Below are 19,776 nucleotides of genomic sequence, written 5' to 3' on the forward strand. Positions count from 1 at the left end.
GTACCGCTGGAACGTTCTCGTACTGGAGTACTTGGACGTTTCGGCGGTGCGGCGAGGGGCCGTGCCGGGCGCCGAGAACCGGTGAACCTTTCCGGCCACGGCACTAGCGCCACGCCACGAAAGGAGTCGGCGAATGCCCGTCTTCGACAACCAGATGCCGCCCGGTATCGGCGCGGCCCTGCAACGCGTCGGCACCGAGACCATGACCGCCGTCAGCGCGCACACCACCACGGTGAACCTGCACCCCGCCGTCGCGGCCCTGCTCGACCGCACCGAGCCGGCCATGCGCTCGATGTTCCACGGGCGGTGCCCCGAGGCCCTGTTGCTGTCCCGGGTCGCCGTCGAGGCGGAGGCATCACTGGCCGCCGAGGGCACCCACGCGCCCGACCACGAGCTCGTCCTGGCCCGGATGCGTCAACTGCTGCGCGGGGCGGTCGTCGCGGCGATGCTGCTGCGCGAGCCGAACGATCCCCATCACGAACGGCCGATCCCACCGTGCTCGTCCTGCGCGCCCGCGCTGGCCGCGCTCGGGGTCGGGATCCTGGAGGTGCCCGCGTCATGACCGAAACGCGCTTCCCCGAGGCCGTCGCCGAGGCCCTGGCGGCCACCGGCTGGCACGAGGGCATCCGGATCCCGGAGGACGAACTGCTGCGCTGGTACCGGGCGCTCGGCACGGCGGGGATCGACATCCCGCCCGGCGCGATCATGGCGCTCTGGGAGTTCGGCGGCATGACGGTGCATCAGTACGGGCCCGGCGTGGACATGTCGCGAATGCCGTTCCGGATCGACCCGCTGGTGGGCCTGTACGCGGGCGACGTGCTCGCGGCGTACGGCGCGGCGCTCGGCCGGCCGCTCACCCCGATCGGCGAGTACGACCTGGGCCGCGGCCGGTTGGCGATGGATCCGCAGGGCGCGGTCTACGTGTGGTGGGGCGACCTGTGGAAGGTGGCCGACACCTTCGACGGCGCGCTGATCGCGCTGATCGAGGGCCGGCGGCCGACCCGGATCGACCTGACGCCGGCCCCGGCGCCGTTGCCGCCGCGGCCGATCGACGAGCGCGAGGCCCGGGACAAGGCCCGGCGACACGTGGTCGGCGGCGGCCCGAACGCGCCGGTCGACTTCGTGATGACCGAGTTCGAGTCCGGCTGGCTCGTCCAGGCGATCCACGCGAACCCGGACCCCCTGGCCAACCTCGGCTCCGGCCAGTGGATCGTGGACCGCCGCAACGGCCGCGTGACGATCTGGCCGAGCCTGCCGGAGGAGATGGTCCTGGACCTCTTCCGCGAGCGCTACGCGGACGCGTAGGGCCCTCGAAACACACGATGCGCCCCGGAACCGTGTGGGTTCCGGGGCGCATCCGGGTCCGACCGTCCGGCCGACCGCCGAGCTCACTGCGGCGGCTTGTGGTCCTTGTTGAACCCGTATCCGGGAATGTGCATCCTGCCGCCCAATTGCGCGTACAGCGCGGACTCCACGTTCGTGAAGAACACGATCGGCACATTGATCGGCGGCGGGCTCTCCGGAGTGAACGTGATCGGGATGATCCCGAAGATGTTGCCCTTGAGGTACTTGACGTACATGGTCGTCGGTACGTCGGCCTCCATCCAGGACTTGCTGCCCGCACGAGCCGTGATCTCGACGTCCTTGCCGCTCTCCTCCCTCACGGTCATCGAGAGGTTCCAGATGTCGATCCCCTTCGAGACCGTGAACTTGAGCGCGTTCTCCTCCACGCCGGCGCGGGTCTTGACCTTCACGACGCCCTCGTAGTTCAGGCCGGCCATCGCCAACAGGTTGGACCTGAGCACCCACGGGTCCACCGCGACGGACGGAAGGCCGGATCCGTCCTTCGCGTTCACCGGCCCCTTGATCGGACACGGGAACGGCGACTTGCCGTCCTTCGGAGCGGCCGACGACGACGTGGCCGACGGCTTGGCCGACGTCGTGGTGGGCTTGGCCGAAGGCTTGCCTGACGCCGTCGTGGGAGGCGCCGACGTGGGCACCGACGGCGTACCCGCGGCGGATCCGGTCGGCGCGACCTGCGTCGCGGGTGCGGACGCGACCGCGGGCGCGGAGGACGCCGCGGACGGCAGCTTGATCCCGGGCAGTTCGAGCCCCGGGATCTTGATCTCGGGCAGCTTCAACTCGGGGAGCTTCAGCTCCGGCAGCTTCGGCTCCGACGTCTTGCTCACCGGGGCCGTCGATGTCGTCGCCTTGTCCTCGATCGCCGGGGCCCGCTGGGTCGTGGGTTCCGGCGCCTTCGCGGCGGGCTTCGAGGCCGACGGCTTGCCGGACGCGGTGCTCGGCTTCGCCGACGCCGAACCCGACGCGCTCGGCGAAGCCGTGGGGCTCGCCGAAACACACGGTCCGTCCGCATACGGGATGTCCGGCAGTGGATCGCTCGGCGAGGCATGGGCGATGCCCACGACACCGACGACGCCCACCATGGCCGTCACGATCGCCGTGAGCGCCATGCGGGGCGAAGCCGCCGTCCTGGTCGTGTCACCGGGCCGGGCGGTCTCCGGCCCGGCGGGTGCTTCCCCCGAGGCATCGGGGTCCTTCCGGTCCAACGCCTGCGCGAGGAAGCCTTCCTCGACGAGGGTGTCCGCCGGCTTCGCCTCGCCTCCGGTGTCCCCTTCGTCGTCATCGTCCGAGCGTTCCTCGGTGTCCTCGTCCGTCGCCGGCGTGAATACCCACGAGATCGCGAGCGTTCCGCCGATCAGGCCGAGGAGCATGCCGATGAAGAATCCACCGAAGGTAGCGACCACGAACGACACCAGCGACACCAGGATCACGAAGATCCCGATGTAGACCCGGGCATTCGGATTGAGCCAGATCCCGATGCCGGACATGATCAGGATCGCGCCGATGAACAGCGCCGAGACGCCGCCCATCTGGGTGATCTTGAAGGTGATGTCACCACTGCTGAGCGTGGCGTACGGGGCGTAGAGGATCGGAACCGCGCCCAGCATGCTGAGCAATCCGCCCCAGAAGGGTCGGGTCTTCCGCCACGCCCGGAACCTCTGGCGCGCACGTCCCGGCGCGCCGGGTTGCCGCTGTTCTGCGGTCACTCATTGCTCCCTGGAGTGTTGCCGCGGTATCGCGGACCAGCTGCGGACGGACGAGCCGCCCGCAGCCGACGGTGCGTCAGAAGCACTCGAGGCTCGGGCCGCCGACCCGCAGGTGCAGGTCGTTGAGCCAGAACTTGCCTGCCTGGACCATCCACGCGGACTGGTTCACGTTGGTGAACGTGGCCTTGTCGGACTGCTGACCGAACATGGTCGGCTTGCCGTTGCCGATGTCCTTCGGGCCCTTGGCCCAGTCGGACGAGCCCTTGGCCATGGTCGACGCGTCCACGCCGATGTCGATGTTCTCGAAGTAGGCGTCGCCGTCCATCGAGTCCATCGACAGGGTCATGCCCTCGGCCTTGGCCGGACGCCCGTCACCGCCCGCCTTGATCTGCAGGACCAGAGGCGTGCCGGGCACGCGCACGGACTGACACATGCCGGAGATCTGCGCCGAGCCGAGAGCGGCCGTGGCGACCGGGATGACCTTGCCGTCCTTGGTCTTGAGCGTCTCGCCGTACTGCGAGAACTGAGACGCTTCCATCCTGTCGGCGTGCACCTTGAAGTTGCCGCCGGACACCGTGATATCGACCGGCACCACACCGTTGGCGACACCCGCGAACACGCCCACGGTCGCCGCGGCGACCGGAATGAGCACGATTCCGAAACGCTTCCAGCGAGTCTTGCCGCTACCCGCCTGAACCTTCTTGTCCATGGTCCTCCTCGGGACAGAGTCCCCACTTCATGCGGACCAGGGCCGCACGTGGCGGGGCATGGAGGGAGGGCCTGCCTGTCCTGGGACGGACCGGCGCGGCCTGGATGGGGAGGTCCGTGTCCGAGCCGCCGACTGGCTGTCGGGGCGAAAGGGACACGGATCGAGCGGCCCGATCATCTTTCACGACCGGGTCGGCACACAAGAGGTTCGTTACCGGCCAGTAACGCCGGCTGTCCAATGTTTCCCGCACCGGCATCACAGCGCGGTATCGACACCCATGCACGCCACCCCCATTTGGCCGGATAAGTCCGATAATCCATCACTCGGAGATCGCCAAATGCCACGCAGGGCAAGGGAAATGACGCTTAGTCAAAGATAGGCAAAGACAAAGCCCCCACCACTCTCGATCACGAGAACGGCAGGGGCTTCATCGACAAAGTCAAAATCTGACACTAGGTCAGAACAGCACGCCCGCAAGGGCCATCCGCGCCTTCGGCACCCGCGGGTCGTCCGCGCCGACGATCTCGAACAGGTCGAGCAGGTGCAGTCGCGCCTTGTTCCGGTCGTCGCCCGCGGTCCGTCGCACGGTCTCCACGAGCCGTGCGAACGCCTCGTCGGCCCGGCCGTCGAGGATGTCCAGGTCGGCGGCGAGCGTCTGCGACGCGACGTCCTCGGGGCGTTCGGCGGCGTCCGCCCGAGCCTTGTCCGCGTCCACACCCTGCGTGCGCAGCAGCAGTTCGGTGTTGATCAGGCCGAGCTTGGCCTCGGCGTGCGCGGGGTGATCGGACAGCACGTTGCGGAACGCCTGTGCCGCACCGTCCAGATCGCCCACCTCGAGGGCCTCGTCGGCCGCCGCGAGCAGCGGGTCTCCGGCCGGTTCCTCGTCCTCGGCCTCGGCCGGGGGCTCGTCGGCCGCGCCGTCGACCACGATGCCGGTCAGGCCGAAGCGCTCCTCACCGAGCTGGACGAGCTGATCGAGGACCTGGCGCGCCTGCTGCTCGGGCACCACGCCCTGGAACAGCGGCGCGAGCTGGCCGCCGAGCACCGCCATCACGGCGGGGATGCCCTGGATGCCGAACTCCTGGGCGAGGCGCGGGTTGGCCTCGACGTCGACCTTGGCGAGCACGAACCGGCCGGCGTACTCCTCGGCGAGGCGCTCCAGGAGCGGGCTCAACTGCTTGCACGGCTCGCACCACTCGGCCCAGAAGTCGATGACGACTGGTGCCTGCTGCGACAGCGCGAGCACATCGGTCTCGAAGGAGGCCTCGGTGACGTCGATGACGACGCCCCTGGCACCGGCGGCGGGCTTCCCGGCCGGCGCGGCCGCACGCTTGGCGGCATTGTCGGCGGCGGCCTTGACCGCGCCCAGGTCGACTACTCCGCGCATGGACATGTTCCGTGGCTGCATGTAGACATCTTCCCCCGAGAGCACGCCGGGTGATGCACTGGGCGACCACCGGCACGCGCCGAAGTCCCGTCGCGTCCCGGTCCCCGCAGGATTGCGGGCCCCGGGACGGACGACGACCCTTGACGGGCCGTCAGTCGCGATCGTGTGCTCGAATCCCCATCCAGGCATCGCGATTCGCTACGGCTCGTAGCGTAAGGGGATCATCGGGTGGAACGCGACCGTAGGATCCGGAATCACGGATGTGACTTGCGCCACCGCCGCGCACCGTACCAGCCGGTAACCTGACCGACCGTGCACGACGAACCGGCGAGAGACCAGCCCGAAGACCCGCCCCTCCAGCGCAGCAAGGGACGCCCGCGCAGCACCACCGCGGACGACGCCATCCTGGCGGCGGCGCGCTCGCTGCTGGCCGACGGCGGGTGGGCGGGACTGACGATGGGCGACGTCGCGACGCGGGCCGGGGTGGCCAAGACGACGCTGTACCGCCGCTGGAACTCCAAGCACGAGCTCGCGATCGCGGCCGTCGCGGAGATGCTGGGCACGCTGCACCTGCCGGATCGGGGCACCGATCTGCGCGCGGACATCGAGGACGTGGTCCGGCGGTTCGCCGCGCTGCTGGGTCGGCCGGAGATGCGGACCGCGCTGATGGGCCTGGTCGCGGACTCGACCAGCGACCCGGCCCTGCGGCAACGCATCCGCGAGGAGGTCGTCGACCCGCAGAAGCGCCTCGTCGTGGAGGGCCGCGCCCGCGCCAAGTCCCGCGGCGAGATCTCCGCCCCCGGCGACATCGACGTCGACCTGGTCTTCGACGTCATATCGGGCACGGTCGTCCAACACATCCTCGTCAGCGCCGAACCCGCAACCGACGCCTGGGTCCAACGCTTCACAACCTTCGTAGTAGCCGGCCTACTGGCCTGACCCACCAAACCGACCCATCCCACCCCAACCCATCCCGCCCGAGCCAATCCAGCCCGTCCGGCGTTTGAGGACCCCCTGACCAGGCCAACCCCAGCCCGTCCGGCGCTTGAGGACACCCCTCGCCCCACCCAAGCCAATCCAGCCCGTCCGGCGCTTGAGGACACCCTGATCAGGCCGACCTCAGCCTCGCCGAGCCAACCCCAGCCCGTCCGGCGCTTGAGGACACCCCTCAGAACCGAGCCGGCTCGGTATACGTCCCCCACTCCTCCCGGAGGACATCGCAAATCTCACCCAACGTCGCCTCGGCCCGCGCAGCCACAAGCATCGGCGGCACCAAATTCACCGCCCCCCGCGCAGCAACCCGCATCGCCGAAAGCGCCGCGTCCACCGCCGCCTGATCCCGCGCCCCGCGCCGCGCCCCGAGCGCCCTCACCTGGTCGCGCTCGACCTCGTGGCTGACCCGCATGATCTCCAAGTCGCCGGTGACCGAGCCCTCGTGGCAGTTCACCCCGACCACGCGCTTGTCGCCCTTCTCGACGGACCGCTGGTACCGGAACGCCGACTCGGCGATCTCCCCGGTGAACCACCCGTCCTCGATGCCGCGCAGGATGCCCGCCGTCATCGGCCCGATCGGGTGCGGGGAGGTCTCGCCCAGCTCCCGGATCCGCGCGAACGTCGCCTCCGCCTCGGCCTCCAGCCGGTCCGTCAGCGCCTCGACGTACCACGACCCGCCCAGCGGGTCCGCGACCGCCGCGACGCCGGTCTCCTCCATCAGCACCTGCTGGGTCCGCAGCGCGATCTCCGCGGCCTGCTCGCTCGGCAGCGCGAGCGTCTCGTCCAGCGCGTTGGTGTGCAGCGAGTTGGTGCCGCCGAGCACCGCCGCGAGCGCCTCGACCGCGGTGCGCACGACGTTGTTGTACGGCTGCTGCGCGGTCAGCGAGACGCCGGCCGTCTGGGTGTGGAAGCGCAGCCACTGCGCCTTCGCGGTCTTGGCGCCGTACACGTCGCGCATCCACCGGGCCCAGATCCGGCGCGCCGCGCGGAACTTCGCGATCTCCTCGAAGAAGTCCACGTGCGCGTCGAAGAAGAACGACAGGCCCGGGCCGAACACGTCCACGTCCATCCCGCGCGACAGCCCGAGTTCGACGTAGCCGAACCCGTTGGCCAGCGTGTACGCGAGCTCCTGCGCGGCCGTGGCTCCGGCCTCGCGGATGTGGTAGCCGGAGACCGAGAGCGGCTTGTACGCGGGGATCTCGGCCGCGCAGTATTCCATCAGGTCGCCGATCAGGCGCAGGTGCGGCTCGGGCGCGAAGAGCCACTCCTTCTGCGCGATGTACTCCTTGTAGATGTCGGTCTGCAGGGTGCCGTTGAGCTTGCCGATGTCCACGCCCTGGCGCTCGGCCGCGACCAGGTACATGCAGAACGCCGGCACCGCCGGGCCGGAGATCGTCATCGACGTGGTGACGTCGCCCAGCGGGATGTCGCGGAACAGCACGTCCATGTCCGCCGCCGAGTCCACCGCGACGCCGCAGTGCCCGACCTCGCCGAGCGCGCGCTCGTCGTCGCTGTCGCGACCCATCAGGGTCGGCATGTCGAACGCGACGGAGAGCCCGCCGCCGCCCGCGGCCAGGATCATCCGATAGCGCTCGTTGGTCTGTTCGGCGTTGCCGAAGCCCGCGAACTGCCGGATGGTCCACGCCCGGCCGCGATAGCCGGTCGCGTACAGCCCGCGCGTGTACGGGAACTCACCCGGCCAGCCGATCCGCTCGAAGCCCTCGTAGGGCTGTCCGGCGGGCGGGCCGTAGACGGGCTCGACCTCCAGCTCGGAGAGCGTGGTGCGACGCATGCCGTCGTTGCGTGCCTTGTCGTAACGCTCCTGCCAGCGCCGGCGACCCTGCTCGATGTCCTCGGTGTTCACGTGGCTCCTGTCCGATGCCGTCGTCGTAGGACCCATTCCCGCGCGGCACCAGAAAATTACTAGGACGTCCTAGTAAATGTCCACGACCCCGAAAACGCCGAAGCCCCCGACGGGTCGTCGGGGGCTCGAAAAGCGGGGGAAGCGGGGGAAGCGGATCAGGCGGTGGCCGGCGCCGCGGTCGGCTCGACCAGCTTGTGCTTCATCTTGTAGTCGAAGACGAAGGGGCCGAACGGCGGGATGGCGGCGATGAACGCGAGCAGCGTGGTCTTGTTGTCCCACGACAGCTTGGTGCGCACGTCCATCATGGCCAGCAGGTACAGGATGAACATGGCCGCGTGCAGCAGACCGAGCGGCATCACCAGGTTGATGTCCGAGATCCGGCTCAGCAGCGAGCCGAAGACGAGCAGGAGCAGGAACGAACAGGCCTCGGCGATCGAGATCACCTTGAAGCGGCCGACAGCGGTGGAAAGCATGGGGATCCTCAGGGGGAAGCGGGTTCGAACGGGCTGACTGCACCACGGGGCCGGCGAGCGCCGGACTCGGGCCGGGAACGGTCGGGGTCAGGCTGCGGCTTCGACGAGCGCGCGCTCCTGGACCGCCTCGACCGCCTTGCGCTCGGCGTAGAACGACGCGAGCGGGATCGTGCCGGCGAGCATCATCAGCAGCATGCGCTCGAACTTCCACTTCATCTTGCTGCTGAGGTCGAACGTGACGACGAGGTAGATCATGTAGAGCAGGCCGTGCGCCTGGCTGACGTAGAGCGTCGCCTTCTCGCCCGTGTCGAACCCGTACTTGAGGACCATGCACAGGCACAGGACCAGGAGCATGAACCCGGTGATCCAGGCCATCACTCGGTATCGGGTCAATACGACGGGCTTCACGGCGGCAGGCTTCACGGCGGCACCTTCGGTAACTGCGGGTCCGACACCCTCGTCGTCCGCTTTTCACAATGGCGCATGCAGCTTACGTCGCGACCATCGGGGTTCCCGAATCCGCCCCCCTCACCCGTTTTACGCGGCCCCGTCGCGCACGGCCTCGGCCGGCCTGCCCACCGGCTCGTCCTCGGCCCGGAAGTCGCCCGCGTCCACCCGCAGTACGCGCAGCAGGTCGAAGATCTGGGCGCACTGCTCGGGGGTGTACGCGCCGAGCCCGAACTCGCGCGCCGTCAGCTCCCGGGTGGCCCGCTCGGTGACGTCGCGGCCCTTGTCCGTGATGACCGCGAGCACGCCGCGGCCGTCGCGCGGGTTGGGCCGGCGGGTGACCAGCTCGGCCTGTTCCAGGCGGTCGATCGTGTTGGTCACACTCGTCGGGTGCACCATCAGGCGTTCGCCGATCCTGGACAGCGGCAGCGCCCCGGTCCGGCTGAACGTGAGCAGCACCAGGGCCTCGTAGCGGGCGAAGGTCAGCCCGTACGGCTTGAGCACCGCGTCGGCATCCGCGAGCAGGATCTGTTGCGCGCGCATGATCGATGTGATCGCGACCATGGGCGGGCACTCCCCCCAGCGCTCGCGCCAGTGCTCGTCGGCACGCGTGATCGGATCGAAGGGCAGGTTCAGTGGCTTCGGCACGGGGCGAGCGTAGTCGAGGTTACCCATCGGTCACGTGGCCGTCTCACCCCTCGCACATACCCCCGGGCGTATGCTCGCGGCCACCCGAACAACCCGCCGAGTGCGCTTTCGGACAAGCAGTTATTCAACATTCAACTAACTTCGGTATTCTTTGAACATGACCGGTGCCGAGCCCAGGTGGCTGAGCGATGAAGACCAGTGTGTGTGGCGCAAGATCATCGCCGTGATCAACATGCTGCCCCCCGAGCTGGAGCGCGAGCTCCAGCGGGAGCACGGGTTGTCCCTGCACGACTACCAGATCCTGGTCCACCTCTCGGAGCACCCGGATCGAGAGGCCCGCCTCAGCGACCTCGCCGAGGCGACCCAGCAGTCCAAGAGCCGGCTCTCGCACCAGATGACCCGGATGGAGAACGCCGGTCTGGTCACCCGCCGCAACTGCCCCACGGACCGCCGCGGCGCCTTCGCGGTCCTCACCGAGGAAGGCTGGCGCGTCCTCAAAGCCGCCGCCCCCACCCACGTAGAGGGCGTCCGCCGCAACCTGATGGACCTGATGACCCCGGAGCAAAAAAAGGTCGTCGGCGAAGCCTTCACCGCAGTAGCCGAAAACCTCCGCCCCACAGCCCGCTGCCCCTCCCAGAAGCAGCCCTGACCAAGCCAAATCAGCCCGACCGCCGCTTGAGGCCACCTCCCCCGAAACCGAGCCACTCCAGCCCGGCCGGCGCTTGAGGCCACCTCTCCCGAAACCCGAGCCACTCCAGCCCGGCCGGCGCTTGAGGCCAAATAGCCCGGCCGGCGCTTGAGGCCACCTCGGCCGAAGGCCGGGTCAATCCAGCCCGGCCGGCGCTTGAGGCCACCCAGCCCGGCCGGCGCTTGAGGCCACCCCCGCAACCAACTCGTCCGCCGCCGCATACGGATCCAAATCCCCCGCAAGCACGCGCAAAGCAAGCGCATCGAGGCGCCGCCCCCCACGCAAATCCCCGATCCGCGCCCGCAACGCCGTGACCGCGATGGCCTCGACCTCGTCCGCGACCCGCCGCTGCCGCCGCCGAGTCAGCTCACCGCTGCCCTCCATCCACGCGCGGTGCTTCTCCAGCGCCTCGACCACGTCGTCCACACCCTCGCCACGCGAGGCCACCGTCTTGACGATCGGCGGGCGCCAGTCCCCCGGCCCACGCGCCTCGCCGAGCGAGAGCATGTGGCCCAGTTCGCGCGCCGTGGTGGCCGCACCGTCGCGGTCGGCCTTGTTGACCACGTACAGGTCGCCGATCTCCAGGATCCCGGCCTTGGCCGCCTGGATCCCGTCCCCCATCCCGGGCGCGAGCAGGACGACCGTGCTGTCCGCCATCGACGCGATCTCGACCTCCGACTGCCCGACGCCGACCGTCTCCACGATCACCACGTCGCACCCCGCCGCGTCCAGCACCCGCAGCGCCTGCGGGGTGGACCAGGCCAACCCGCCGAGATGCCCGCGCGAGGCCATCGACCGGATGTACACGCCGGGGTCGGTCGCGTGGTCCTGCATCCGCACCCGGTCACCGAGCAGCGCACCGCCGGAGAACGGCGACGAGGGGTCCACCGCGAGCACGCCGACCCGCCGGCCCAGCGCCCGAAACGCACCGACCAGCGCGGTGGTGGACGTCGACTTGCCCACCCCGGGCGATCCGGTCAGCCCGATCACGTACGCGTTCCCGGCCAGCGGCGCGAGCGCGGCCATCACCTCGCGCAGCTTCGGCGACGCGTCCTCGACCAGCGAGATCAGCCGTGCGACCGCCCGCGGCTTGCCCTCCCGGGCCTGGGCCACCAACGTCGCGACATCCATCCCCGACCTCATGCGCCACCGCTTCCCTGCTCGGATATGCCGAAACGACCCCGGATTCGACGGGACGCCGCCCGAGGGCGCGCGTCCCGTGACTCCGAGATCGTTTCAGGTGGGTGAGTCACCCGGAACCGCCCGGCGGTCACTCGCGCCGGTCGGAGGTGCCGGGACCGATCAGTTGCCCGGCACCGTGATGATCAGGGCGTCGCCCTGGCCACCGCCGCCGCACAGGGCCGCCGCGCCCGTACCGCCGCCACGACGCTTGAGCTCGAGCGCGAGGTGCAGCACGACGCGGGCGCCGGACATGCCGATCGGGTGGCCGAGCGCGATCGCGCCGCCGTTGACATTGACGGTGTCGGTGTCGACGCCGAGGTCGCGCATCGACTGCACGGCCACCGCCGCGAACGCCTCGTTGATCTCGATCAGGTCGAGGTCCGCGACGTCGAGGCCCTGCTTGCCGAGCGCGTGCTTGATCGCGTTCGAGGGCTGCGACTGGAGCGAGTTGTCGGGGCCGGCCACGTTGCCGTGCGCGCCGATCTCGGCGAGCCACTCCAGGCCCAGCTCCTGGGCCTTGGCCTTGCTCATCACCACGACGGCGGCGGCGCCGTCGGAGATCTGCGAGGCCGAGCCCGCGGTGATCGTGCCGTCCTTGGTGAAGGCCGGCCGCAGCTTGGCGAGCGATTCGCTGGTGGTGTCCGCGCGCACGCCCTCGTCGGTGGCGAAGACGACCGGCTCGCCGCGCCGCTGCGGGATCTGCACCGGCACGATCTCGGCGTCGAAGACGCCGTTCTTCGCGGCGGCCGCGGCCCGCTGGTGGGAGAGCGCCGCGACGGCGTCCTGCTCCTCGCGCGAGATGTTCAGCTTGGTGTTGTGGTGCTCGGTCGACTCGCCCATCGGGATGTTCTCGAAGGCGTCGGTGAGGCCGTCGTAGGCCATCGCGTCGAGCATCTCGATCGCGCCGTATTTGAAGCCCTCACGCGACTTCGGCAGCAGGTGCGGGGCGTTGGTCATGGACTCCATGCCACCCGCGACCACGATGTCGAACTCGCCGGCGCGGATCAGCTGGTCGGCCAGCGCGATCGCGTCGAGGCCGGAGAGGCAGACCTTGTTGATCGTGAGCGAGGGCACGTTCATCGGGATGCCGGCCTTGACCGACGCCTGGCGGGCGGGCATCTGCCCGGCGCCCGCCTGGAGCACCTGGCCCATGATCACGTACTGGACCTGGTCACCGGTGATCCCCGCGCGCTCGAGCGCGGACTTGATCGCGATACCGCCGAGGTCGGTGCCGGAGAACCCCTTGAGGGACCCGAGCAGACGGCCCATGGGCGTACGGGCCCCGGCGACGATGACAGAACCGGCCATGAGGGTGGCCTCCACAACTTGAGGGTCGGGGTGCCATCGCCAGGCGGTCCGGACGACGTGCGGCATCCCCGCGACGGACGTGAAGTTGTTCCGGAACCTACCCGGAAGCGCCCGGACGGTGGCAGGGGGCTCCGATGTGACGGAACCCACCATCCCCCATGGGGCATACCGGATGTGCTCTCACCCATAGTCTCGTGACGATGGGCCGGGTATCTACTCGCAGGTAACCCGGGTTTTCCGAGAGGCCCTTGGAGGCCATGATGCTGACGCGCATCGACCACATCGGCATTGCCTGCCACAACCTCGACGAGACGGTCGCGTTCTACACAACGACCTACGGTTTCGAGGTGTTCCACACCGAGGTCAACGAGGAGCAGGGCGTCCGCGAGGCGATGCTCAAGATCAACGAGACCTCCGACGGCGGCGCCTCGTACCTCCAGCTCCTGGAGCCGATTCGCGAGGACTCCACCGTCGCGAAGTGGCTGGCCAAGAACGGCGAGGGCGTGCACCACATCGCCTTCGGCACCGCCGACGTGGACGCGGACGCGGCCGCGATCGCCGGCAAGGGCGTCCGAGTGCTGTACGACGAGCCCCGACGTGGTTCCATGGGCTCGCGCATCACTTTCCTGCACCCCAAGGACTGTCACGGTGTGCTCACCGAGCTCGTGACCGCGGCCGACCCCGGCGCGGAGCACTGAACCGAACGCTCGGCCCGCGACATCTCGCGGGAGTCCGTTCCACCTCGCGACACCCAGCGACGCCTCGCGAATCTGACAAACCGTCAAACAAGAGGCGGAGTTCCTGCGACTTCGCCCCTTGTCGGGTTTGTGCCGACCGCCTAACGTTACCGGCGGGTAGATTCAGTGCAGTTCAGATTCGCCAACCCTCATGTTGTCTCATGCTTCAACCGCCGACCCATGGAGGCCGACGATGAAGGAGATCCTCGACGCCATCCTCGCGGGGGACACCCCCAAGGAGGCGTACGCAGCGCTCCCGCTTCCCGACTCGTACCGCGCCGTCACCGTCCACAAGGACGAGGAGACGATGTTCGAGGGCATGGAATCGCGGGACAAGGATCCGCGTCAGTCGCTGCACATCGAAGATGTGCCGCTCCCCGAACTCGGCCCCGGCGAAGCCCTCGTCGCCGTGATGGCCAGTGCGATCAACTACAACACCGTCTGGACCTCGATCTTCGAGCCGGTCTCCACGTTCCGCTTCCTCGAGCGGTACGGCCGGAACTCCGACCTGACCAAGCGTCACGACCTGCCCTACCACGTGGTCGGCTCCGACCTCGCGGGCGTCGTCCTGCGCACCGGCGCCGGCGTGAACGCGTGGAAGCCCGGTGACGAGGTGGTCGCGCACTGCCTGTCCGTCGAGCTGGAGAGCGCGGACGGTCACGCGGACACGATGCTCGACCCCGAGCAGCGGATCTGGGGCTTCGAGACCAACTTCGGTGGCCTCGCGCACATCGCGCTGGTCAAGAGCAACCAGCTGATGCCGAAGGCCGCGCACCTGTCGTGGGAAGAGGCCGCCTCGCCGGGCCTCGTGAACTCGACCGCGTACCGCCAGCTCGTCTCGCGCAACGGCGCCGGCATGAAGCAGGGCGACAACGTCCTGATCTGGGGCGCCTCCGGCGGCCTGGGCTCGTACGCGACGCAGTTCGCCCTCGCGGGCGGCGCGACGCCGATCTGCGTGGTGTCCTCGGAGGACAAGGCGCAGCTGTGCCGCGACATGGGCGCCGAGCTCGTGATCGACCGCAGGGCCGAGGGCTTCAAGTTTTGGAAGGACGAGCAGACCCAGGACCCGCGCGAGTGGAACCGGCTGGGCAAGCGGATCCGCGAACTCACCGGCGGCGAGGACGTGGACATCGTCTTCGAGCACCCGGGCCGCGAGACGTTCGGCGCGTCCGTGTACGTCACCCGCAAGGGCGGCACGATCGTGACCTGCGCGTCGACGTCGGGCTACATGCACGAGTACGACAACCGCTACCTGTGGATGAGCCTCAAGCGGATCGTGGGCTCGCACTTCGCCAACTACCGGGAAGCCTGGGAGGCGAACCGGCTGGTGGCCAAGGGTAAGATTCACCCGACGCTGTCGCGCACCTACTCGATGGAAGAGACCGGGCAAGCGGCCCGTGACGTCCACCGAAACCTGCACCAGGGGAAGGTGGGCGTACTGTGTCTCGCACCGGAGGAGGGCCTGGGGGTTCGGGACGTCGAGATGCGCGCGCGGCACATCGACGCCATCAACCGCTTTCGTAACGTCTGACGGCGGTCCCTGGATCTGAGACCATTCTCCCTGGTAGTCAATGCGGTACGGGCGGTTCCGGGTGCACACGCGGGGTTGCTTCGTCACCAACCGGTCGAAAACGGCCGATTTGCAGTACTGAAACGTACGCGGCCAGGGGATGGAGTGGGACCCCACAGTGCGGGGCTACGACCGCTACCAAGTTGACGAGCACCTCGAACTGCTCGACGACGAGATCAAGCGGCTGAAGACGGAGCGCGACGACAACGTCGCACACGCGGAGGACCTCGGCTATCAGGTCGAGGTTCTCCGCGCGAAGCTGCACGATCTTCGCCGCCAGCTCGCCACACCCCGATTCGACAGCATCGGCGGCCAGGCCGAGCAGATGCTGCGCAACGCCCAGTTGCAGGCCGATCAGGTCCGGGCGGACGCGGAACGCGAGTTGCAGGAGTCGCGCGCGACCACGCAGCGTCTGCTGCAGGAGGCCGCCGCCCGCTCCGCACGGCTGGAAGCCGAGTGGCAGGCCGAGGTCATGGAGCGCCGCCGCCGGCTCGACGAGGAACTGGCGCAGGCCCGGCAGGCCACCGAGGTCAGGGTCAACGAGAACGTCGCGTGGGCCGAGCAGTTGCGCGCGCAGGCCGAGGAGCGCTCGCGCCAACTCCTGGACAACGCCCGCGCCGAGGCCGAGCGGGTCGCCACCGCCGCCCGCGAGCAGGCGACCGGCACGAGCGAGAGCACCCGGGCCGAGGTCGAGTCCCTGCTCTCGCGTGCACAGAGCGACGCCGACCGGGTGATCGCGGAGGCCAAGGCCCGCGCGAGCGCGGCCGTGGACCAGTCCGAACAGCTGCGCACCGAGACCCGTACCCGCGCCGAGAGCCTGGTGGGCGATGCCCGCGTCGAGGCCGCCCGGATCATCGGCGAGGCGCGTTCCGAGGCCGAGCGGGTCACCGGCGAGGCCGGCGCCCGCGCGCAGGGCGCGTCCGAGAACACCGCGAAGCTGCTCGAATCCGCCCAGTTCGAGATCGAGCGGCTGCGCGCCGAGGCCGCCGGCGAGGCGGATCGGCGTCAGGCCGAGGCCCAGCGCCTGCTGCAGGCGGCCGAGGCCGAGGCCGGCGAGAAGCTCGGCAAGGCCGCCGGCGAGGCCGAGGCGTTCATCGGCAAGGCCCGCGCGGAGGCGGACAAGCTCGCCGCCGAGGCCCGCGCCGCGGCCGAGCGACTGCGCACCGAGGCGATCGCCGAGGCGGACCGGCTGCGCGACGAGGCCCGCACCGAGGCCGAGGCGCTGCGCGCGGACACCCGTGCCGAGTTGGACACCGCCCGCGAGGAGACCCTCGCCCGGGTCGACGAGTTGGAGGCCGGGGCGCGTGCGGAGATCGAGCGCCGCCGCCAGGAAGTGGACCGACTGCGGGCCGAGGCCCAGCAGTTGCTCACGAACGCCGAGGCCGGCGCCGCCGACCGCCTGGAGACCGCCGCCCGCGCCGCCGACGACCTGATGGCCAAGTCGCGCTCCGAGGCGGACCGCGTGCAAAGCGAGGCCCGGACCGAGGCGGACGAACTGCGCGCCCGCGCACAGGCCGACGCCGAGACCGTCGAGGTCCGTACCCGCGAGTCGAGCGATCGGCTCGCGAACGAGGCCCGCGAGTACGCGGACCAATTGCGCGCGAAGGCCGGCGAGAGCGCCGAGGAGCTGCTGGAGACGGCCCGCGCCGAGTCCGGCAAGCTGCGCGAGAAGGCGGTCGCGGACACCCACCGTCTGCGCGAGATGACGCACCGTCAACAGGCCGAGGCCGGCGAGGAGTTGCAGCGCGCCCGGGACGAGGCCGAGAGCCTGCGCACCGAGGCCGCGGCGGCTGCCGAACGGCTGCGCGAGGAGTCGAGCGCCGAGGCCGCGGAGCGGGTGGAAGCGGCCCGCGCGGAGGCCGAACGGGTGCGGACCGAGGCCGCCGAGAGCGCGGGCCGGTCGCACGCCGAGGCCGAGGAACTGGTGGCCAAGGCCCGGGCACAGGCGCAGAAGGCCGGCGCCGACGCGTCCCGCTCGGCCGAGGAACTGATGCGCGCGGCCGAGCAGGCCGCGAACGAACTGCGCGAGCAGGCCCGGGCGCAGGCCGAGGCCGTGCGCGCCGAGGCCGACCGGAACGCGGGCGAACTGCGGACCCGCGCCGAGGAGTTGCGCGCCAAGGCCGAGCTGTCCGTCGACGCGGCGGAGACCGCGCTCGATCGGGCCAGGGCGAACGCCGAGGCGACGATGGAGCAGGCCCGCGCCGAGGCGGGGGCCCGCACCCAGTCGGCCGCGGTCAAGGCCGACGAGTTGATCGGCAAGGCCCGCGAGGAGGCCGAGAAGGTCCTGGTGGACTCGCGCGAGGAGGCCGACGGCATGCGCTCGGCCGCCCGCCGCGACGCGTCGTCGATGCGCGAGGAGGCGGAGACCGCGGCGCGCGAACTGCGCGAGGAGACCGAGAGCACCGCGCGTTCGGTCCGCGAGGCGGCCGAGACCTTCGCCAAGACCCTGCGCGAGGACAGCACGGCGCAGGCCCGGACCCGCCTGGAGCAGGCCGACGCCGACGCGACGCGGATGCGGACCGAGGCCGAGGCCGCCGCGCTGGCGCTGCGCACCAAGACCACCGATACCGCCCGTTCGGTCCTGGAGCAGGCCGACGCGGAAGCCGAGCGGATGCGTACGGAGGCCGAGACGGCCGCCCACACGCTGCGCGAGGAGACGGCCGTCGCGGTGCGGACCGCACTGGGCAAGGCCGAGACGGACGCCGCACGGCTGCGCGCCGAGGCCGAGGAGACCGCGCTCGGGATCCTCGAACAGGCCGACGGCGAGGCGCGGACGCTGCGGCAGGAGGCCGCCGCCGCGCTGGAGGCGGCGAAGGCGGACGCCGACGCGATGCGCGCGCAGGGCGAGACCGACGCGGACCGGTCCCGCTCCGAGGCGCAGTCCGCCGCCCGCGCGCTCTTGGAACGCGCCGAACGCGACACCGAGCAACTGCGCACCGAGGCCGAGGCCGCGGCCCGGACGCTCCGTCAGGACGCCGCCGCCGCACTGGAGTCCGCGCAGGCGGAGGCCGACCGGCTGCGGACCGAGGCGGCCGCGATGCTGGCCTCGGCACACACCGACTCGGGCACGCTGCGCGACGAGGCCACCACCGCCCTCGAAACGGCGCGGGCGGAGGCCGAGCGGATGCGCGGCGAGGCCGAGACGGCCGCGCTCACCCAGCTCGAACAGGCCGACACGGACACCGCCCGGATGCGCGAGGAGGCCGAGGCCGAGGCGAACCGGCTGCGCACGCAGGGCGCCCAGGCGCTCGAAGAGGCCCGCGACGAGGCGGCCGAGTTGCGCGATCGCACCAAGGCCCGGGCACGCGAACTCCTGGAGAAGGCCGAGACGCGCGGCACCGACCTGTTGGAGAACGCGACCACCCAGGCCCGACTCGCGAAGGAGGACGCGGCCCGTGCGGTCGCCGAGGCCGAGGCCGAGGCGGAGGCCGTGCGCGCCGCGGTGGTAGGGATCGAGGACGCCGCCCGCGAGGAGTCCGACCGGCTCACCGCGCTCGCGGAGCGCGACCTGGTCAAGGCGCGCGACGAGTCCGAGACCATGCTGGTCCGGGCCCGCGCGGAGGCCGACGCGACGGTCACGGCCGCGCGCAAGCACGCCGAACGCATGAAGTCCGACTCCGACCGCGAGGCCGAGAAGACGCGAACCGCGGGACGGGAAGCGGCGAACAAGGAACTGCGCGAGGCCGAGGAAGCCGCGACGAACCTGCGCGACACGGCCCGGGCCGAGCTCGACCAGGCCACCAACGACGCGGAGGCGCTGCTGATCCGCGCGAAGGGCCGGGCCACCGAGATCGTCGGTGCCGCCGAGCGCAAGGCCGAGCAGCGCGTGGCCGAGGCCGAAGACGCGGCGAACCGGCTGGTCGCCGAGGCCGAGGCGGAGGACGAACGCCTGCGCGCCGAGGCAACGGCGGTAATAGAGAAGGCGCGCAAGGACTCGGACGCGATGATCAGCGAGACCCGCCGCGACACCACCGCGACCCGCGAGCGTTCCGACAAGGAAGCCGAACAGGCCGTGGAACGCGCGCGCAGGCAGGCGGCGGAGGGCCTGAAGCAGGCCGGCAAGCGCGTCGACGACCTCGTCGCGGCCGCCGAGGAACAGGTGAGCGAAGCCCGCGTGGACGCCGAGAAGATGAAGGTCGTCGCGGCGGAGGAAGCCGAGCGGATTCGCGACAAGGCCGGTTCCGAGGCGGATAGGGTACGGATTGCCGCGGTGAAGAAGGCCGAAGCGTTGCTCTCGGAAGCGGAACAGCGTCTGGCCGACGCCCAGAAGGGCGCGGACGACCTGCGGGCGAAGGTGGCCGAACAGGTGGCCGCGGCCCAGCGGGAGGCGCAGGCGGTCCGTCGCAAGACCGCCGCGGACGCCGAGAAGGTTCTCGACGAAGCGCGGAAGGAGGCGGAGCGACTGCGCACCGAGGCGCGCAAGGACGCGGACCGTCATCGTGCCGACGGCCAGCGCAAACTCGACGAGTTGAACCGCAGACGCAAGGACATCACCGCCGAGATGTCGCGCGTGCAGGGCGTGTTGGACGCGCTGGCCGCGCCCGCGGGCCTCTCCTCCGGCAAGGGCAACACCTCGTCGGGCAAGGGTTCCGCCACGAAGGGCACGGGTTCGTCGTCATCCGATTGAGCGATGCCGGCCGGATCTTATCTCCCGGTCAGGTCGATGCCCCGCCCGATTCGTGCCAGGATTCCACCCGTCACC

16 protein-coding genes are annotated in these 19,776 nt (G+C 70.4%); 7 read left to right on the plus strand and 9 right to left on the minus strand.

The window, feature by feature from the left end:
• Positions 1 to 133: 133 nt before the first annotated feature.
• A complete protein-coding gene (locus tag OG928_RS11415; RefSeq protein WP_406282573.1) occupies positions 134 to 562 on the plus strand; it encodes a YwqJ-related putative deaminase in 429 nt (142 codons plus the stop codon).
• On the plus strand, positions 559 to 1,305 hold the full coding sequence (locus OG928_RS11420) for an SUKH-3 domain-containing protein (protein WP_406282576.1): 747 nt from the start codon (positions 559 to 561) through the stop codon (positions 1,303 to 1,305). Before OG928_RS11415 ends, OG928_RS11420 begins: the two co-directional genes overlap by 4 nt.
• 83 nt (positions 1,306 to 1,388) lie before the next feature.
• Here OG928_RS11420 and OG928_RS11425 read toward each other — a convergent pair whose 3' ends face one another.
• From OG928_RS11425 to OG928_RS11435, 3 genes are all read right to left on the minus strand, one after another.
• Entirely contained in the window at positions 1,389 to 3,068 is a 1,680-nt protein-coding gene (locus OG928_RS11425) for a DUF6114 domain-containing protein (protein WP_406282579.1), read from the minus strand.
• Between the two features lie 76 nt (positions 3,069 to 3,144).
• On the minus strand, positions 3,145 to 3,777 hold the full coding sequence (locus OG928_RS11430) for a DUF6230 family protein (RefSeq protein ID WP_406282582.1): 633 nt from the start codon (positions 3,775 to 3,777) through the stop codon (positions 3,145 to 3,147).
• Positions 3,778 to 4,234: 457 nt separating this feature from the next.
• The gene (locus OG928_RS11435) at positions 4,235 to 5,185 is read right to left on the minus strand and encodes a tetratricopeptide repeat protein (protein ID WP_406282585.1); all 951 of its coding nucleotides are present in this window, start codon (positions 5,183 to 5,185) and stop codon (positions 4,235 to 4,237) included.
• A gap of 291 nt (positions 5,186 to 5,476) precedes the next feature.
• Between OG928_RS11435 and OG928_RS11440 the strand changes: the two genes are divergently transcribed.
• A complete protein-coding gene (locus OG928_RS11440; RefSeq protein WP_406282588.1) occupies positions 5,477 to 6,103 on the plus strand; it encodes a TetR/AcrR family transcriptional regulator in 627 nt (208 codons plus the stop codon).
• 229 nt (positions 6,104 to 6,332) lie between these two features.
• Here OG928_RS11440 and OG928_RS11445 read toward each other — a convergent pair whose 3' ends face one another.
• From OG928_RS11445 to OG928_RS11460, 4 genes are all read right to left on the minus strand, one after another.
• On the minus strand, positions 6,333 to 7,949 hold the full coding sequence (locus OG928_RS11445; RefSeq protein WP_406290904.1) for a methylmalonyl-CoA mutase: 1,617 nt from the start codon (positions 7,947 to 7,949) through the stop codon (positions 6,333 to 6,335).
• 227 nt (positions 7,950 to 8,176) lie between these two features.
• The gene (locus tag OG928_RS11450) at positions 8,177 to 8,494 is read right to left on the minus strand and encodes a DUF3817 domain-containing protein (protein ID WP_406282591.1); all 318 of its coding nucleotides are present in this window, start codon (positions 8,492 to 8,494) and stop codon (positions 8,177 to 8,179) included.
• 87 nt (positions 8,495 to 8,581) lie between these two features.
• A complete protein-coding gene (locus OG928_RS11455) occupies positions 8,582 to 8,902 on the minus strand; it encodes a DUF3817 domain-containing protein (RefSeq protein ID WP_406290907.1) in 321 nt (106 codons plus the stop codon).
• A gap of 129 nt (positions 8,903 to 9,031) precedes the next feature.
• Entirely contained in the window at positions 9,032 to 9,589 is a 558-nt protein-coding gene (locus tag OG928_RS11460) for a MarR family winged helix-turn-helix transcriptional regulator (protein WP_406282594.1), read from the minus strand.
• 157 nt (positions 9,590 to 9,746) lie between these two features.
• Here OG928_RS11460 and OG928_RS11465 point away from each other — a divergent pair, with 157 nt between their 5' ends.
• Complete coding sequence (locus OG928_RS11465) at positions 9,747 to 10,238, plus strand: MarR family winged helix-turn-helix transcriptional regulator (RefSeq protein ID WP_406282597.1); 492 nt, start codon at positions 9,747 to 9,749, stop codon at positions 10,236 to 10,238.
• A 174-nt stretch (positions 10,239 to 10,412) separates the two neighbouring features.
• Here the strand turns inward: OG928_RS11465 and meaB are convergent, their stop codons facing one another.
• Together meaB and OG928_RS11475 are read right to left on the minus strand one after the other, a co-directional pair.
• Positions 10,413 to 11,408, minus strand: a complete 996-nt coding sequence (gene meaB, locus OG928_RS11470) for a methylmalonyl Co-A mutase-associated GTPase MeaB (protein WP_406282600.1) — start codon at positions 11,406 to 11,408, stop codon at positions 10,413 to 10,415.
• A gap of 171 nt (positions 11,409 to 11,579) precedes the next feature.
• Positions 11,580 to 12,767, minus strand: a complete 1,188-nt coding sequence (locus OG928_RS11475) for an acetyl-CoA C-acetyltransferase (protein ID WP_406282602.1) — start codon at positions 12,765 to 12,767, stop codon at positions 11,580 to 11,582.
• Positions 12,768 to 13,027: 260 nt separating this feature from the next.
• Here OG928_RS11475 and mce point away from each other — a divergent pair, with 260 nt between their 5' ends.
• The 3 genes from mce to OG928_RS11490 all read left to right on the plus strand — a co-directional run bounded on the left by mce (position 13,028) and on the right by OG928_RS11490 (position 19,701).
• A complete protein-coding gene (gene mce / locus OG928_RS11480) occupies positions 13,028 to 13,465 on the plus strand; it encodes a methylmalonyl-CoA epimerase (protein ID WP_406290909.1) in 438 nt (145 codons plus the stop codon).
• Positions 13,466 to 13,697: 232 nt separating this feature from the next.
• Positions 13,698 to 15,035: a crotonyl-CoA carboxylase/reductase gene (gene ccrA, locus OG928_RS11485; protein ID WP_406282605.1), complete on the plus strand. Its 1,338-nt coding sequence runs from the start codon at positions 13,698 to 13,700 to the stop codon at positions 15,033 to 15,035.
• A gap of 139 nt (positions 15,036 to 15,174) precedes the next feature.
• On the plus strand, positions 15,175 to 19,701 hold the full coding sequence (locus OG928_RS11490; RefSeq protein ID WP_406282608.1) for a hypothetical protein: 4,527 nt from the start codon (positions 15,175 to 15,177) through the stop codon (positions 19,699 to 19,701).
• The last annotated feature ends 75 nt before the right edge of the window (positions 19,702 to 19,776 follow it).

The organism is Embleya sp. NBC_00896 (assembly GCF_045207785.1).
Classification (GTDB): domain Bacteria; phylum Actinomycetota; class Actinomycetes; order Streptomycetales; family Streptomycetaceae; genus Embleya.

Coding starts and splice junctions, on each gene's coding strand:
- meaB (WP_406282600.1), bottom strand. CDS start 11,408: ATGGATGTCGCGACGTTGGTGGCCCAGGCCCGGGAGGGCAAGCCGCGG.
- OG928_RS11475 (WP_406282602.1), bottom strand. CDS start 12,767: ATGGCCGGTTCTGTCATCGTCGCCGGGGCCCGTACGCCCATGGGCCGT.
- OG928_RS11465 (WP_406282597.1), top strand. CDS start 9,747: ATGACCGGTGCCGAGCCCAGGTGGCTGAGCGATGAAGACCAGTGTGTG.
- OG928_RS11420 (WP_406282576.1), top strand. CDS start 559: ATGACCGAAACGCGCTTCCCCGAGGCCGTCGCCGAGGCCCTGGCGGCC.
- OG928_RS11435 (WP_406282585.1), bottom strand. CDS start 5,185: ATGCAGCCACGGAACATGTCCATGCGCGGAGTAGTCGACCTGGGCGCG.
- OG928_RS11430 (WP_406282582.1), bottom strand. CDS start 3,777: ATGGACAAGAAGGTTCAGGCGGGTAGCGGCAAGACTCGCTGGAAGCGT.
- OG928_RS11490 (WP_406282608.1), top strand. CDS start 15,175: ATGGAGTGGGACCCCACAGTGCGGGGCTACGACCGCTACCAAGTTGAC.
- ccrA (WP_406282605.1), top strand. CDS start 13,698: ATGAAGGAGATCCTCGACGCCATCCTCGCGGGGGACACCCCCAAGGAG.
- OG928_RS11450 (WP_406282591.1), bottom strand. CDS start 8,494: ATGCTTTCCACCGCTGTCGGCCGCTTCAAGGTGATCTCGATCGCCGAG.
- OG928_RS11415 (WP_406282573.1), top strand. CDS start 134: ATGCCCGTCTTCGACAACCAGATGCCGCCCGGTATCGGCGCGGCCCTG.
- mce (WP_406290909.1), top strand. CDS start 13,028: ATGCTGACGCGCATCGACCACATCGGCATTGCCTGCCACAACCTCGAC.
- OG928_RS11445 (WP_406290904.1), bottom strand. CDS start 7,949: ATGCGTCGCACCACGCTCTCCGAGCTGGAGGTCGAGCCCGTCTACGGC.